The 14215-nt window shown below is 42.6% G+C and carries 13 protein-coding genes; 8 read left to right on the top strand and 5 right to left on the bottom strand.

The genetic code is table 11. The features are described 5' to 3' along the window. The 3 genes from cysS to HDC92_RS08305 all read left to right on the top strand — a co-directional run bounded on the left by cysS (nucleotide 1) and on the right by HDC92_RS08305 (nucleotide 3381). Nucleotides 1-1461 (top strand): cysteine--tRNA ligase, encoded by a 1461-nt coding sequence (gene cysS / locus HDC92_RS08295; protein ID WP_012780662.1) that lies wholly within the window; start codon nucleotides 1-3, stop codon nucleotides 1459-1461. A gap of 76 nt (nucleotides 1462-1537) precedes the next feature. After that, entirely contained in the window at nucleotides 1538-2398 is an 861-nt protein-coding gene (locus HDC92_RS08300; RefSeq protein ID WP_183873720.1) for a YybH family protein, read from the top strand. Between the two features lie 101 nt (nucleotides 2399-2499). Continuing rightward, nucleotides 2500-3381: a glycerophosphodiester phosphodiesterase family protein gene (locus HDC92_RS08305; RefSeq protein WP_183873722.1), complete on the top strand. Its 882-nt coding sequence runs from the start codon at nucleotides 2500-2502 to the stop codon at nucleotides 3379-3381. 8 nt (nucleotides 3382-3389) lie between these two features. On the opposite strand, the gene HDC92_RS08310 is transcribed toward HDC92_RS08305, so the two are convergent. From HDC92_RS08310 to HDC92_RS08320, 3 genes are all read right to left on the bottom strand, one after another. Then, complete coding sequence (locus HDC92_RS08310; protein WP_012780665.1) at nucleotides 3390-4352, bottom strand: AAA family ATPase; 963 nt, start codon at nucleotides 4350-4352, stop codon at nucleotides 3390-3392. A gap of 6 nt (nucleotides 4353-4358) precedes the next feature. After that, nucleotides 4359-5726 carry a peptidylprolyl isomerase gene (locus HDC92_RS08315; protein WP_183873724.1) on the bottom strand — a complete coding sequence of 456 codons (1368 nt, stop codon included), beginning with the start codon at nucleotides 5724-5726 and terminating at the stop codon, nucleotides 4359-4361. A 64-nt stretch (nucleotides 5727-5790) separates the two neighbouring features. Further along, nucleotides 5791-6384, bottom strand: a complete 594-nt coding sequence (locus HDC92_RS08320) for a hypothetical protein (RefSeq protein ID WP_183873726.1) — start codon at nucleotides 6382-6384, stop codon at nucleotides 5791-5793. Between the two features lie 105 nt (nucleotides 6385-6489). Here HDC92_RS08320 and HDC92_RS08325 point away from each other — a divergent pair, with 105 nt between their 5' ends. Together HDC92_RS08325 and rdgB are read left to right on the top strand one after the other, a co-directional pair. Continuing rightward, on the top strand, nucleotides 6490-6996 hold the full coding sequence (locus tag HDC92_RS08325; protein WP_183873728.1) for a hypothetical protein: 507 nt from the start codon (nucleotides 6490-6492) through the stop codon (nucleotides 6994-6996). Further along, complete coding sequence (gene rdgB / locus HDC92_RS08330; protein ID WP_183873730.1) at nucleotides 6996-7574, top strand: RdgB/HAM1 family non-canonical purine NTP pyrophosphatase; 579 nt, start codon at nucleotides 6996-6998, stop codon at nucleotides 7572-7574. Before HDC92_RS08325 ends, rdgB begins: the two co-directional genes overlap by 1 nt. Here rdgB and HDC92_RS08335 read toward each other — a convergent pair. Continuing rightward, on the bottom strand, nucleotides 7549-9852 hold the full coding sequence (locus HDC92_RS08335) for an OstA-like protein (RefSeq protein WP_183873732.1): 2304 nt from the start codon (nucleotides 9850-9852) through the stop codon (nucleotides 7549-7551). The two genes, rdgB and HDC92_RS08335, sit on opposite strands and share 26 nt — an antisense overlap. 65 nt (nucleotides 9853-9917) lie before the next feature. Between HDC92_RS08335 and tilS the strand changes: the two genes are divergently transcribed. From tilS to bshA, 3 genes are all read left to right on the top strand, one after another. Continuing rightward, nucleotides 9918-11315, top strand: a complete 1398-nt coding sequence (gene tilS, locus HDC92_RS08340; RefSeq protein WP_183873734.1) for a tRNA lysidine(34) synthetase TilS — start codon at nucleotides 9918-9920, stop codon at nucleotides 11313-11315. 29 nt (nucleotides 11316-11344) lie between these two features. Next, on the top strand, nucleotides 11345-11827 hold the full coding sequence (locus tag HDC92_RS08345; RefSeq protein ID WP_183873736.1) for a hypothetical protein: 483 nt from the start codon (nucleotides 11345-11347) through the stop codon (nucleotides 11825-11827). Nucleotides 11828-11939: 112 nt separating this feature from the next. Beyond that, on the top strand, nucleotides 11940-13085 hold the full coding sequence (bshA, locus tag HDC92_RS08350) for an N-acetyl-alpha-D-glucosaminyl L-malate synthase BshA (protein WP_183874082.1): 1146 nt from the start codon (nucleotides 11940-11942) through the stop codon (nucleotides 13083-13085). 9 nt (nucleotides 13086-13094) lie between these two features. Here bshA and HDC92_RS08355 read toward each other — a convergent pair whose 3' ends face one another. Next, nucleotides 13095-14213, bottom strand: coding sequence for a lactonase family protein (locus tag HDC92_RS08355; RefSeq protein ID WP_183873738.1), 1119 nt, complete (start codon nucleotides 14211-14213; stop codon nucleotides 13095-13097). Nucleotides 14214-14215: the final 2 nt, after the last annotated feature.

The raw sequence follows: 14215 nt of genomic DNA on the forward strand, positions 1-14215 counted from the left end.
ATGGATAAAGGCTTACACCTGTACAATACACTTACACGAACAAAAGAACTTTTTGAACCGCTGCACGCGCCTAATGTAGGCATGTATGTTTGTGGGCCAACCGTATACAGCGACGTTCATTTGGGCAATTGCCGTACCTTTATCTCCTTCGATTTGATATTCAGATATTTAAAATACAGCGGATATAAAGTACGCTATGTGCGCAACATTACAGATGCCGGACATTTGGAAGGTGACCGTGATGAAGGGGATGATAAATTTGCAAAAAGGGCCAAGCTGGAGCAGCTGGAACCTATGGAAATTGTACAAAAGTATACCCTTGGTTTTCACGATGTGCTGCGGATGTTTAATACCCTGCCGCCAAGTATAGAACCCACTGCAACCGGACATATCATTGAACAGATAGAAATGATCAAGGTGATAATGGACAATGGTTATGCCTATGAAGCCAATGGAACGGTTTATTTTGACGTAGAAAAGTACAGTGCCAGTTACAACTATACCATATTGACCAACCGTAACCTGGAAGATATGCTGGCCAATACCCGGGAACTGGGCGGACAGGACGAGAAACGCGGTCGCCTTGATTTTGCACTGTGGATAAAAGCCAAGCCTGAAACCATTATGCGCTGGCCATCTCCATGGGGTATAGGTTTCCCGGGCTGGCATATAGAATGCTCGGCCATGAGTGCTAAATACCTTGGTGAAGAGTTTGATATCCATGGTGGTGGTATGGATCTGGCCGCTACGCATCATACCAACGAAATAGCCCAGTCGGAAGCCTGCAACCACAAACAACCGGCAAAATACTGGATGCATACCAATATGCTTACCGTTAATGGTGCCCGCATGTCTAAGTCGGCAGGCAATGGCTTTTTGCCAGGCGAACTTTTTACTGGCGACCATCCGCTGCTCGATAGGGGATACAGTCCTATGACCGTTAAGTTCTTTATGCTTCAGGCACATTACCGCAGTACACTCGATTTTTCCAATGAAGCATTGGATGCCTCTGAAAAAGGCTTCAGGCGATTAATGAACGCCGTAACCCTACTCGATAAACTGGTTCCTGCTGCAGAAAGTGATTTTGAAATAGATCCGATAGCCAGCAATTGCATCAGAGCTATGAACGATGATTTCAATAGCCCTGTGGTCATTGCCGAACTGTTTGAAGCTACCCGCATCATCAATATTGTATACGACGGTAAAGGAAAGATCTCTGTTGCAGAACTCGGTAAGCTGAAAAAGCTGGTAAAGGATTTTGTATTCGATATTTTTGGCCTGAAAGATGAAGAAGCATCCAATACCGAGTTAAATGATGTACTGGAAATGATGATCGACATCAGGAAGGCGGCAAAAGAAAATAAAGATTACGCCACCTCTGATAAAATCCGCGTTGGCCTGCAAAGTATGGGCATTCAGCTTAAAGACAGTAAAGAAGGCACCACCTGGAACAAAGTGTAGCATTGTGTAATTGTTAATTACTTTTTAAACCAACACAAACATCCAAACCCTATATTCGTATCCTAACTATTTAAACATGATGATGAACAAGTTTTTTTATACCCTTATTGCGGCAGCTTTTACAGTAAGTGCATACGCACAGAAATCTGATGGGAGCACCAAATCATTAATAAAAGCTGAAAAAGAATTTGCAGATAGCTTTGCAAAGCATGGCTCTAAAACGGCATATACCAGTTTTGCCGCTGCCGATGGTTTGGTATTCAGGCCAAATCCTGTAAATGCAAAAACCTTTTATAGCGCACAGCCGGAAAGTAAAGATGTAAGCTGGACACCAGTTTATGCCCGGGTATCAAGAAGTGGCGACTGGGGCTTTACCACCGGTCCTTATACCATTGGGGGTGATAAACCTGCTTACGGGCAATATTTAACTGTATGGAAAGCAAAAGATGGAAAATGGGAGTTGGCTCTGGACCTCGGCACCTCTACCAATAAACCCTTAAATAAGGTAAGCCCTGAGTACATTGAGCCTAAGGATTTTTATAAGCCTAAATTTTTAAATGATAAACAAAGGGCAGCAGCAGCAGATATCATTGCCACTACCGAGAAAACCTTAAATGCTTCTCTGAAATCTTATGGCATTGCTGCTTTTGGTGGCTTTTTAAACCCTGATGCAAGATTACTGTTTCCTGGCTATGAGCCCATCGTGGGTAAAGACAAGATCCTGCCTTTCTTTAACAGCATGATCAGCAAAGTATCTTTTAAAACCACCAAGGTGGATAAAGCAGATGGGGGCGACCTGGCTTATACTTATGGTGTGGCTACTGTAGATTACAAGGCTGAACTAAGAGAAAGCTTCAATTATGTGTTCATTTATGAACGTCAGGCAGACCACAACTGGAATATCATTTTACAGGTATTTGCTCCGGCAGAACGTTAACCTGATTACCTGAAATATACAAAAGGTCTCTTAAGTATTTAAGGGGCCTTTTTTGTGTTGCTCCCAATAAATCCTTATTTTATGCCGTTATTACCTGATAAATGAAGAAGATACTACTGACGATTATACTGGGGATGGCCCTTCAGGCACAGGCCCAGAAATTTATGCTGATAGGGCACCAGGGTGCCAGGGGAATTATGCCGGAAAATACCATTCCGGGAATGATCAAAGCGCTTGATCTGGATGTCAATGTGCTCAATATGGGAGTGGTGATCTCTAAGGACGGAGAGGTTGTGCTTTCTCATGAACCTTACTTTAACAATGAGATCAGCACCAGACCCGATGGTAAACCCATTACCTTTAAGGATGAAAAGAAGTACAATATGTTTGAAATGGATTATGAAGAGATCAGGAAGTTTGATGTCGGCACCAAGGTCCATAACCGTTTTCCGGGACAGATGAAAATGAAAGTCTATAAGCCTCTGCTGGCTGAAACGATAGATTCTGTGGAAGCCTATGTAAAGGAAAAAAATCTGGAAAAACCTGTTTATTGTATCGAAACTTCGTTGATCAGGAAGGGTGACGGCATATTTCAGCCCGATGCAACAGTGTTCATTGAAAAGATCATGGAAATTGTAAAAGAGAAAAAACTCAGCAAAAGGGTCATCATCCAGTCGCTCGACATGCGTACCCTGCAATACCTGCATGAATATTTCCCCTCTGTAAAAACAGCATTGATGATCGACGAGAAACAGGATTTTGAAGAAAGCATCCAGACACTGGGCTTTACGCCAACCTATTACAGCCCTTATTATGTGCTGGTAGGAAAGGGGCTGGTAGACCGTTGCCATGCTGCAGGCGTAAAAATTATCCCCTGGACGGTAAATACGGCCAAGGACATGAAATATTTAATTAACCTTGGTGTAGATGGCATTATTACCGATTATCCCAATCAGTATACCCGCGTTATGCAGGAACAATAAAAGACTGCTTAGTAAAGATTTTTAATGATGTGCTCTACCGACAGGCCTTCGGCCTCTGCACGGTAGTTGCGCACTATCCTATGGCGTAAAATGGCTTCGGCCACCGCCTGTACATCTTCTATATCTGGTGCATATTTACCCGAGATTGCGGCATGGCATTTTGCGCCAATCACCAAAAACTGCGAAGCCCTTGGACCGGCACCCCAGTTGATGTATTTATTTACCTCTTCGGTTGATAAGCTGGTACCCGGACGGGTTTTGCTTACCAGTTTTACTGCATACTCCACTACATTGTCTGTTACCGGAATATTCCTGATCAGCTTCTGAAAGAACTGGATCTGACTGGCATTAATGATCTTGTTTAGGCTAACTTCATTATTGCTAGTGGTATTTTTTACAATGGTCAGCTCATCGGCAAAACTGGGGTAGCTTAAATGTACATTAAACATAAACCTGTCCAGCTGTGCTTCAGGCAGGGGGTAAGTGCCTTCCTGCTCAATCGGGTTCTGGGTAGCCAGTACAAAGAAAGGGTTGGGCAATACATGTCTCAGGCCCGCAGCGGTTACCGCTTTTTCCTGCATGGCCTCCAGTAAGGCAGCCTGGGTTTTTGGGGGTGTCCTGTTGATCTCATCCGCAAGGATGATGTTCGAAAATACCGGTCCGTTGATGAATTTAAAATTCCGGTCCTCACCCAGTATTTCAGCCCCGATAATATCACTGGGCATCAGATCGGGTGTAAACTGGATCCTGTTGAAGTTCAGGTCCAGCACATTTGCTACGGTTTGAACCAATAACGTTTTAGCCAGCCCGGGAACACCAACCAGTAAACAATGGCCATTGCTAAATATGGATATCAGTACTGATTTAATGATGTCATCCTGGCCAATAACAACCTTTCCTATTTCGGCTTTAATGTTGTTGTACGACTGATGCAGGGCATCAACGGCTTTAATGTCATTGTCAAACTGCATAAGCGTTTATTTTTTTGCAGACTTGGATGCGGCTGTCCAGATTTTCAGTTCATCACAGTCATCATAATCCTCGTCAATCCGGATGTAAGTATTTTCCCTTCTCTTCTCAAACCATTCACTTAAAACCTTATCGGTTTTTTCCTGCTGTGCCTTTTCTTTAAACTTGGCATAATCCTGGTCCAGGTTTCCTTTATGGGGTGGGATCTTTGATTTCAGGTAAAGGATTTTGTAACCGTCCTTGCCACTCTGGTCTGTAAAAAGTGTTGGTACAGAAATCTCTCCAACTTTCATCGTATCCACAATCAGGAATACTTTAGGGTCAAGTTTATCTGCAGGGATAAAAGTTGTTCTGGCGGTCACATTGTCGGCATAGAGCAACATTCCTCCATTATATTGTGATTCCTTATTGTCTGAATATAAAGATGCAGCTGTAGAAAAAGGGATTTTTTTGCCTACCAGGTTTTTATATATGGTATCGGCCTGCAGCTTTACGCGGTCTAAACTAGACGGTGTATTTTGCGGCCTGATCAAGATATGACGGGCCTGTACCTGCTCTCCGCGACGTTCAACTACCTGTAAAATATGGAAGCCATGCTCAGTTTCAAATACGGGCGACATCTCACCCGGTTTTAATTTAAAAGCCCATGCCGTAAATTCTTTTACCATTCTGGTACGGTCAAAAAAGCCAAGGTCACCACCATCAGCAGCCGATCCGGGATCTTCTGAGTACGACTTGGCAAGGAAAGCAAAATCTTCACCGCTCTTTACCCTTAAACGCAAAGCATCAATTTTATCATAATACTTCTGTTTCTCTGCTTTGGTAAGTTTTGGGTACATCACAATCTCACCAATCTCAAACTCAGTAGGGATATCAGGCAGGCTATCCTTTTGGTAGCCGTCAAAATATTTTTTAACCTCCAAAGGAGTGATGCTGACATCCTGGGTAATCTTAGCCTGCATCTTGTTAGAGATCAGCTGTTCCTTGATGTCCGGTCTGATCTCATCCTTATATTGCAATACCGACCTGTTCAGGAACTGCTCCAAACGCTCCTGTCCGCCTGCACGCTGTATCTGGTAGCGCATACGTTTTTCCACCTCTTCGTCTACCTGCCCGTCATCTACCATTACCGAATCAATCTCTGCCTGTTGCTTCAGGAGTTTCTGGGCCAGCATCTGCTGTAGGATATAACATTTTACCTTTGGATCATCCGTATTGCCCGAATTCAGGAATTGTGCATATTGCTGATTTAAATCAGACAGCAGGATAATGTTGCTTCCAAGCACAGCTACCACTTTGTCTATATTTTTCTTTTGTGCCTGCGCATTTAAAAACAAACAGATAAATCCGCTTGCAATCAAAAAAATTTTCTTCATTATATATTTCTTACAGTTGTATTCCTTTTGCAAATTTAATATTCTCAGTCGGAGAATGGCAGGTTTAATCTAATTTTGCCAGTTTCTTTACTTCCGCCTGGTTAATTTTTACCGTATATTTTTTTCTCAATGTATTGATCCATTCCTTTTCAAGACGATCCTGATAGTCTGCAATTACTTTTCCTTTAACTTCTTCAAAGCTTCCGGGTAAATAGTTGCTTTTGTTTTTATCATAAAAAACGCGGAGTTGTGCATCGTCATTCTGTGCCTTGTCCCATATTTTTATTTCAGATACGTTAAACATCAAAGCCGCATCCCGGTATTCATTCCTGATCAGCTCATACTCCGGATTGGTTTTCGCTGGCCTTTTCTGAGCAGCAAGGGCTGTTTCATAATGCTGTACCTCTGCCAGATAAGCGGTATCTTTGTCCAAGCCCATTTCTTTAGCATCCAACACTTTAAGTTTAAAGTTGATATATTGATTTAAATAAGCATCCAAATCTTTATATGCAACACCTGTATTGCCCAAATGATTTTTTTTGTAGAACCAGATGAACTCTTTATTACTTATAGGCTTTCCATTAATACTGGCTACATTTTGTGCAAATGCAGCGCCAATAAAAAGGCATAAAATAATAGCGCAATAAACTTTTCTCACAAAAGCGTGTATATTTTTAAGGCATAAAAGTAATAAATAAAGGCACTATAATAAGATATTTAACTAATTTTAACAGAAAAAAGATTCCCAGTAAAATTAGCACGAATGGATAGCCCACTAACCGCCGATAGCAGCGCCCTGCATATGTTTTTTACCGATGACGTTTATTTAGTGAATGAGCCCGGCAAACAATCGGATAAAGTTATGGAACCAATGCCGGAGCAGGTCACATTTAAATTCCTTGGAAAAAATAAGCGCAATATACTGATCCTGGTAAATGATGCACAGCATGATGTAAGTGATGAAGCCGGGCGCGAACTGCTCAGAAAGATAGTGAAATCTGTAAACCTGAGCGCAAACGATTTTGCCTTACTGAACTATGCCGGCTATAAGGGTGCTGATTTTAAACAGTTAATGGATTTTTTCTCCTGCAGGCTGATCTTTGCTTTTGGGGTAACACCATCCCAGTTGTCAGTAACAGACCATCCTCAAAATACAATTGTAACCCAGGGGGATGTAAAAATGATCTTTTCCGCGGAACTCAGAGCACTTGATCAGGATCCGGCCGGTAAAAAAGCTTTATGGGGCAGTCTGCAAAACCTTGGATTATAATGAAAGAACTAGTATTTGCTACCCATAACGAACACAAAACCCTTGAGGTACGCGAGCTGCTGTCCGGCCGGTATAAAGTGCTTAACCTGCGTGATATTGGTTGTACCACTGATATACCTGAAACCGGAAATAGCTTTGCCGAAAATGCAGCGCTCAAAAGTCAGTATGTGATAGATCATTATAAAATAGACTGCTTTGCCGATGACAGTGGTCTTGAAATTGAAGCCTTAAACCAAGAGCCGGGAATTTTCTCGGCCAGGTATTCCGGAAAGAAAGACGACCGGGAAAATTTAAAGCTGGTGCTCCAAAAAATGGAGGGCCAGGAAAACAGAAAAGCCCGTTTCAGAACGGTGATCTCTTTGGTCAGGAACAACGAACATTTTCTATTTGAAGGGATTATTTACGGAAACATACGTGAAACCCCTTCGGGAGATCAGGGTTTTGGTTACGATCCCATTTTTGAACCTTTAGGTTATACCCAAACTTTTGCTGAAATGAGCATGGTCCAAAAAAATGAGATCAGCCACAGGGCATTGGCCATGGCCAAACTGATTACTTTTTTAAAGGAACAGGCCTAGCCGTATTGGCTTTTAACGTGTCTTTTTGTTTTGCAGGCAATGTTTTCATCAGGCTATCTGCTTTCAGTAAAACAGGCTTAACCGCAATGCTATCTTTTTTAGATACAGGAATGTTTTTAATTAAAGGTTTGTCCTTTGCGTTCAGTCCTTTGGCAATTGTTTTTGGGGGCGTTTGTACCCCAGCGGCTTTCTTAGCCACAGGTTTGGATTTGGGCTTGCCATTGATCACTTCTTTTTTAGAAAGCGGCCTTTGCTCAGGCCTCCAGATAAATCCGGTAAGAAAAACATCTTCTTTTAACTCCGGCATCGGGGTCCTCACCCCTTCAGGGTCTCTTATGGTTACAATTTTTTCAATCTGCTTTTCTTTAAACAGTATTTTTATCCGGCTGCTTACCGTCTGGTTCATGTCGGTATAAGCATTTTTGTCGTCCTGGTTGTAATAAATACTCTCCGCATTCCCGTCTACAAACATGGTTTTTAATTTCCCATCTTTAAAGAAGGCAGTGATGAGCTTTCCTTTGATCTGGTTATGCCTGGCCGAATCGGCATTGACGTTGACCAGAAAAGCTTGCTGCAACACCTGCAGTGTATTTAATTTTTTGTTTTTCAGTTGTAAATAAATGGTGTCACCGGTTTGCTGCGAGCCTTCCGACCACAGGATAGGGTTTTTGTACCACCGCAGGGTAGAGTCGGCACTGGTATAAAACAATGAATCGGCTTTGGCCTGCATGTTCGCTTTGTATACCCGAACATTATGGTAAGCTTTAATGACCCTTGTCCTGACCGTGTCTTCAGGGTTAAAGGGGATCGAATCTTTGAGCAGGGGCTTTTTAGCCTGCGCCTGGTTAGCCAGTTGCTTTGCTGCCGGAACTGCATTTTTCAACTTTTCGGTTTTTCCCTTCGCCAAAGTATCAGCCTTGGCCTTAATTGTTGGTGGTATAGCCTTAATTGCTTTTGCCAGGCTATCCTTTCCGGTCTTAACCAAAGCATCAGCCTTTGAAATCAGCAGGGAATCTTTTACCTGCCGAGGGATTTTATGAAGAAGGGTGCTGTCTTTCGAGACACTATCTTTCAATATGCTCTCTTTTGCCAGGGTATCCCTGGCTTTTTCAGGCAGGTTTTTATTCTTCTCTTTATCCGTTTTACTGTTGTTCTTTTTATTGGGTTTATCCGGTCGCTTCTTTGCGCCGGTCTCTTCAGTTAACGCTGCTTTTTTAGTTGCGCCCACCTTGGCTTCTTTTTTTCCCTCTTCTTCTTCAGCCTCGCCCAGTTCATTATCCTTTTTGATGACCGGCGAGGAAATCAGTACCAGCGATTTCTTCAGCACCATTTGTGTTTCCAGCGTATCAGCACCCATCCATAAGCTGTCTGGTTGCAATTTGTTGTTAACTTTTATAGAATCAGCGGTACCCATACCTACGTAAGGATTTTTGGTAACCAGAGTCCTTTCATCTTTTTTGTAATAAAAGCCCAGCTGTCCGTACATCACTGTCTTGTCTGCCGTATCCTTAAATACAATGTTCCTTACCGCTTTTCCATAGCCGGCAATGCCGTCATAGTATAAGCTGTCCCCTTTTAACGATTTGGTATTCATCGTGTAGAGGTTTTTTTTTCCGAAATAGGCATATTGGGTACGGGTGTTGTAAGCTCCGTTTTCTGTATATAAATTATCGTCCTTGCCTTTAATATTGGTAGGCCCGTAAAAATAAGTCCAATTGGTTAAGGTATTGTACCTCAGTGTATCAGAAGTGATCCGCGATTCAGGGGTTACCACCACCACATTGTACCTGAAATAGGCATCGCGGCTATTTGAAAAATAATAGCCATTCTTGCTTGTGAGTGTTACGTCCTTATTTACAATTTTGCCACCACTAACGTACGTCCCAACTTTCGAGGCCATGTTGTAATCCAGGATATTGGTGGTCAGTACATTTTGATTGTCAACCATCCGCACATTACTGGTTAAATGCGCCATCTTGGTATTTCCGTTATAATTTAAGCGGTCGGAATAAATGTTGATGGTATCAGCCTGGTTGATGTGTACATTTCCGAAGGCATCGAAAATATTTTTAGTAGCATAAAAAACGGCACTGTCGCAGGCAAGCGTAGCATTGTCCTGCCTGAATACAGGTTTTCGTAAGTAAGAAATGTTGTTGTTTTTATCTGCGGTGTTGGTTGTGGTGGCTTCAAAGCGCTCAACAATGATCTTGGTCTTCTGCTGCGCCAGCACAGAGAAGGGGAATAACAATGCGATCAGGAAATAACGTAATGTATGCACGCTGCAAATTTAGTTTTTTAATGTGTATAAAGTCGCCATGAATTTTTATTCCTTATTTTTGAAACATGATCCTCCTTCAAAACCTTGAATCATATATCCGCAAGCATGCACTTTTCCAGGCAGGCGATAAAATTCTGCTGGCTGTTAGTGGTGGCAAAGATTCCGTTTTGATGGCGCATTTATTTAAACTCTCCGGATTTAATTTTGGTATAGCACATTGCAATTTTAATTTGAGGGGAGCTGAGTCGCAAAGGGACGAAGCCTTTGTGAAAATGCTGGCTGCCAGTATGGATGTCCCTTTTCACCTGGTCCATTTTCAGACTAAAGCTTATGCAGCCCGCCATAAAGTTTCTACGCAAATGGCGGCCAGGACCCTGCGTTACCAATGGTTTGAAGAGGTCAGGTTAGCACAGGGTTATAAGGCAATTGCCCTGGCACAGCACCAGAACGATGCGATTGAAACCGTATTGCTCAATCTGGTACGGGGTACGGGAATTGCCGGTATGCATGGCATACTCCCTAAAAGAGGCTGGCTGATCCGGCCATTGCTTTTTCTTTCCGGCGAGGATATCGCTGCACTGGTTAAATCATTTGAACTCGACTATGTAGAAGACAGTTCCAATAAAAGTACGGATTACGTCAGGAACAAACTCCGGTTAAAGGTCATCCCTTATCTTAAAGAGATGAACCCCAACCTGGAACTTACTTTTGAAAACAACATGCAGCGCTTTGCAGAAACAGAATTGGTTTTACAAACTACGGTAGCTGCACTAAAGAAAAAGCTGTTTGCAGAAAAGGAGGGGAAATATTATCTGGCACTGACCAAGGTAAAGGAACTGAAGCCCCAGCGTTTATTGCTCTTTGAGCTGCTCAGGCCGTTTAACTTTACAGAATCGGTTGTTGATGAGCTTATAGCTTCGCTAAACAAACAAAGCGGCACTTCATTTTACAGTAATTCGCACCGCATTGTTGTAGACCGGGCCAGTCTCATCCTCAGCTCAAGGTCAGGCGGGCAGCCGGGGCTATCCCATCAGTTAATTCATCCCCAGGATGAGCTAGTGGACCTGCAGGCCGGTCGGCTGCTGATTTCCAGATCAACCCATACTGGCTTTGAACCAAACCCTGACAAAGCTTATGTTGACGGGGATAAGCTCCTTTATCCACTGGTGCTGCGAAGCAGGGAGCCGGGCGACAGGTTTAAACCAATGGGTATGAAAAGCTTTAAAAAACTGAGCGATTTTTTTATAGACGAGAAAGTGCCACTTAGCCACAAAGATGAAGTCCCTATACTGGTTAATGGCAATGGAGAGGTGATCTGGGTGGCAGGCCTAAGGCAGGACAACAGATACCGGCTTACAGAAGGCACAAAAAATGTAACAATCTTTGAGCTGAAACATCTACTTATTACAATTCCTAAACAAAATAAAACTGTTGCAGACAAGGATGGAACTAAAAAACCTTAACTTTATTGCAGTACAATAAACACATATAAATGAGTAACCGATACGCTTTTTTTGAAAAACAGTACATAGGCCGCGATTACATCAGGATCTGTATCAGATTGGTAATGGCTGCATTCTGTTTTGCTGCCTATGTTTATGAACGTGACCGCGACAATACACAAGATCTTTTTCTGATTGTGGGCTTCGGTATCATTGGTGTTTCTATCCTGTTGCTTTTCCTTATCCAGTATAAAACCACTATAGACCAGAAAAAGATCATTATAGACGGGCTGTGGTCTGCAAAAAAAGTAGAGATTGACCTGAATACCATTGTTAAAGTCAGAAAAGACATCTATAGCAATTACCTGTTCAACAATCCGGTATACAACCTGCACCGCAAGGGAAGCGTCAGGTTTTATTCATCAGGAAAAGATGCCGTGGTGTTAACAGACCGCGATGGTTTCGAATATTACATCGGTACCCAAAGACCCAACGAGATGTACCTGGTGATACAGGAAGAGATGAAAAACTAGTTCGGCAGCAGGATTGCAGTTCAGTTAAATAATTGCAATTGTTTAACATAAAGCTCAGTTTAAGTACAGTACTTTGCAACATTTCATCACCATTAAAAAGAAATATGTATTCATGAAAATAGGTATTGTTTGTTACCCAACTTTTGGAGGGAGTGGCGTAGTGGCTACTGAACTTGGAAAGGCGCTTGCCGATGAAGGTCATCAGGTGCATTTTATCACATATAGCCAGCCTGCACGACTCGACTTTTTCTCTGCCAACCTTTTTTATCATGAAGTTTCCGTAAGGGATTATCCTTTGTTCGATTATGCACCTTACGAATCGGCACTGGCCAGCAAGCTGGTAGATGTGGTGCGTTTTGAAAAGCTCGATATCCTGCATGTACATTATGCCATCCCGCATGCTTCGGCGGCCTTTATGGCCCAGCAGATTCTGGAAACGTATGGTATTTTTATCCCTTTTGTAACCACATTACACGGAACCGATATTACCCTGGTAGGTAAAGATCCAACCTATAAGCCGGTAGTTACCTTCTCTATCAATAAATCTAATGGAGTAACCACCGTATCCGAAAGTTTAAAAAAAGATACAGAAGAGCATTTTGAAATTACCAATGAGATTAAGGTAATCGCCAATTTTATAGATTTCAGCCGCTTTAGCTTAAAACCTAAAGATCATTTTAAAAAGGCCATTGCGCCAAACAACGAGCGCATACTGATCCATACTTCCAATTTCAGAAAGGTTAAACGTACTGCCGACGTAATCAGGATTTTCCAGAAGATCCAGGAAAAGATCCCTTCCAAATTGTTAATGGTAGGGGATGGACCTGAACGTGCCTATGATGAACAGCTTTGCAGAAGTCTGGGCATTTGCGAGCATGTCCGTTTTCTGGGCAAACAGGATGCAGTAGAAGAAATTCTTTCTGTGTCTGACCTGTTTTTAATGCCTTCAGAGTCTGAGAGCTTCGGTTTGGCGGCATTGGAGGCCATGGCCTGTAAAGTTCCGGCTATTACCTCTAATTCGGGTGGTTTGCCGGAACTCAATATAGATGGTTTCTCGGGCTTTATGAGCAATGTCGGGGATGTGGAAGATATGGCCAATAAAGCCATATATATTCTGGAAAGCGATGAGGTGCTGCAGCAGTTTAAAGAAAATGCATTTGCAAGGGCACAGGATTTTGATTTGAAAAAGATCCTTCCGGATTATGTAAATTATTACAATAAAGTTATTGAGGAATCGCACAAACTACACAAAGTGTAGAAAGCTGTCTTATTTAACCGGTGTAAAAAGCAGACAGACCGGTGCACCTATTTCCATTCTTTTACCGGTATCCTTTAAGGTGCCGGTTTTTTTATTGCGCTCAAAAATTACGATGTCGTTGGTATATTGATGTCCAATCAGCAAATATTTTCCGGAAGGGTCAATAACAAAATTTCTTGGGCCTTTGCCCATCGTGCTAATGGTTTCTATAAAAGACAGCTTTCCATCGGCCTGAACAGCAAAAGCAGAAATGGTATTGGCATCCCCACGGTTGGTCTCGTATAAGAACCTGCTATCTGGCGATACGTGGATATCTGCCCCATCAATTCTTCCCGAAAAATCTTTGGGTGCAGTACCGATCTCCTGGATTTTGTTAAGGTTGCCGCTGGCATAGCTAAATGCTGTAATGCTGCCATTAAATTCATGCGCCAGGTAAGCAAATTTACCATTGGGGCTAAAGGCAAGGTGTCTTGGTCCGCTACCTGGGGTTGTTTTTACCGTGTTTTTTACCCTTAGCAACTGGTCTTTCCCTTCAGGATGATAATTGTAGATGTATACCTGATCCTCACCCAGGTCTGTACATACCAGATATTTGCCATCTGGTGTAAACTGTACCTGGTGTGCGTGTGCGCTTTCCTGACGTTTTTTAGGGTCGATACTTTTACCGGTATGCTGTACAAGCTGTTTCAGGGGGCTTAGCGAACCATCTTTTTCTATGCCAAAGACAGACATACTGCCACCACCGTAATTGGCAGAAAAAACATTTTTACCGTTGGTGGTTACAAAGCAGGGGCCCTGACTGTTGGTTGCCTGCTTATTTAAAAACCTAAATTGGCCTTTAACGCCATCAAAGCCGAATGCAGCTACTGCACTGTTGCCGGGGGCCTCTGCTACCGAGTAAACAAATTTGTTATCCTTGCTTAGGGCAAGATAGCTGGGGTTGGTTACATCTTTAGCTACACTCCTGAACTTGAAATCAGCAGTGTTCACATCAAAGTTATAGAGGTAGATCCCCTCACTTTTACCCGGACTGGTGTAGGTGCCGATAATTAAATTATAGTTATTTTTCTGTGCAAAGCTTTGCAGTGTAAAAAAGGTAACCAGTAAAAGTGAGCAGATCTTATTCATAT

The organism is Pedobacter sp. AK017 (assembly GCF_014200825.1).
In the GTDB taxonomy this organism is placed as follows: Bacteria; Bacteroidota; Bacteroidia; order Sphingobacteriales; family Sphingobacteriaceae; genus Pedobacter; species Pedobacter heparinus.

Coding starts and splice junctions, on each gene's coding strand:
- cysS (WP_012780662.1), top strand. CDS start 1: ATGGATAAAGGCTTACACCTGTACAATACACTTACACGAACAAAAGAA.
- HDC92_RS08300 (WP_183873720.1), top strand. CDS start 1,538: ATGATGATGAACAAGTTTTTTTATACCCTTATTGCGGCAGCTTTTACA.
- HDC92_RS08305 (WP_183873722.1), top strand. CDS start 2,500: ATGAAGAAGATACTACTGACGATTATACTGGGGATGGCCCTTCAGGCA.
- HDC92_RS08310 (WP_012780665.1), bottom strand. CDS start 4,352: ATGCAGTTTGACAATGACATTAAAGCCGTTGATGCCCTGCATCAGTCG.
- HDC92_RS08315 (WP_183873724.1), bottom strand. CDS start 5,726: ATGAAGAAAATTTTTTTGATTGCAAGCGGATTTATCTGTTTGTTTTTA.
- HDC92_RS08325 (WP_183873728.1), top strand. CDS start 6,490: ATGGATAGCCCACTAACCGCCGATAGCAGCGCCCTGCATATGTTTTTT.
- rdgB (WP_183873730.1), top strand. CDS start 6,996: ATGAAAGAACTAGTATTTGCTACCCATAACGAACACAAAACCCTTGAG.
- tilS (WP_183873734.1), top strand. CDS start 9,918: ATGATCCTCCTTCAAAACCTTGAATCATATATCCGCAAGCATGCACTT.
- HDC92_RS08345 (WP_183873736.1), top strand. CDS start 11,345: ATGAGTAACCGATACGCTTTTTTTGAAAAACAGTACATAGGCCGCGAT.
- bshA (WP_183874082.1), top strand. CDS start 11,940: ATGAAAATAGGTATTGTTTGTTACCCAACTTTTGGAGGGAGTGGCGTA.
- HDC92_RS08355 (WP_183873738.1), bottom strand. CDS start 14,213: ATGAATAAGATCTGCTCACTTTTACTGGTTACCTTTTTTACACTGCAA.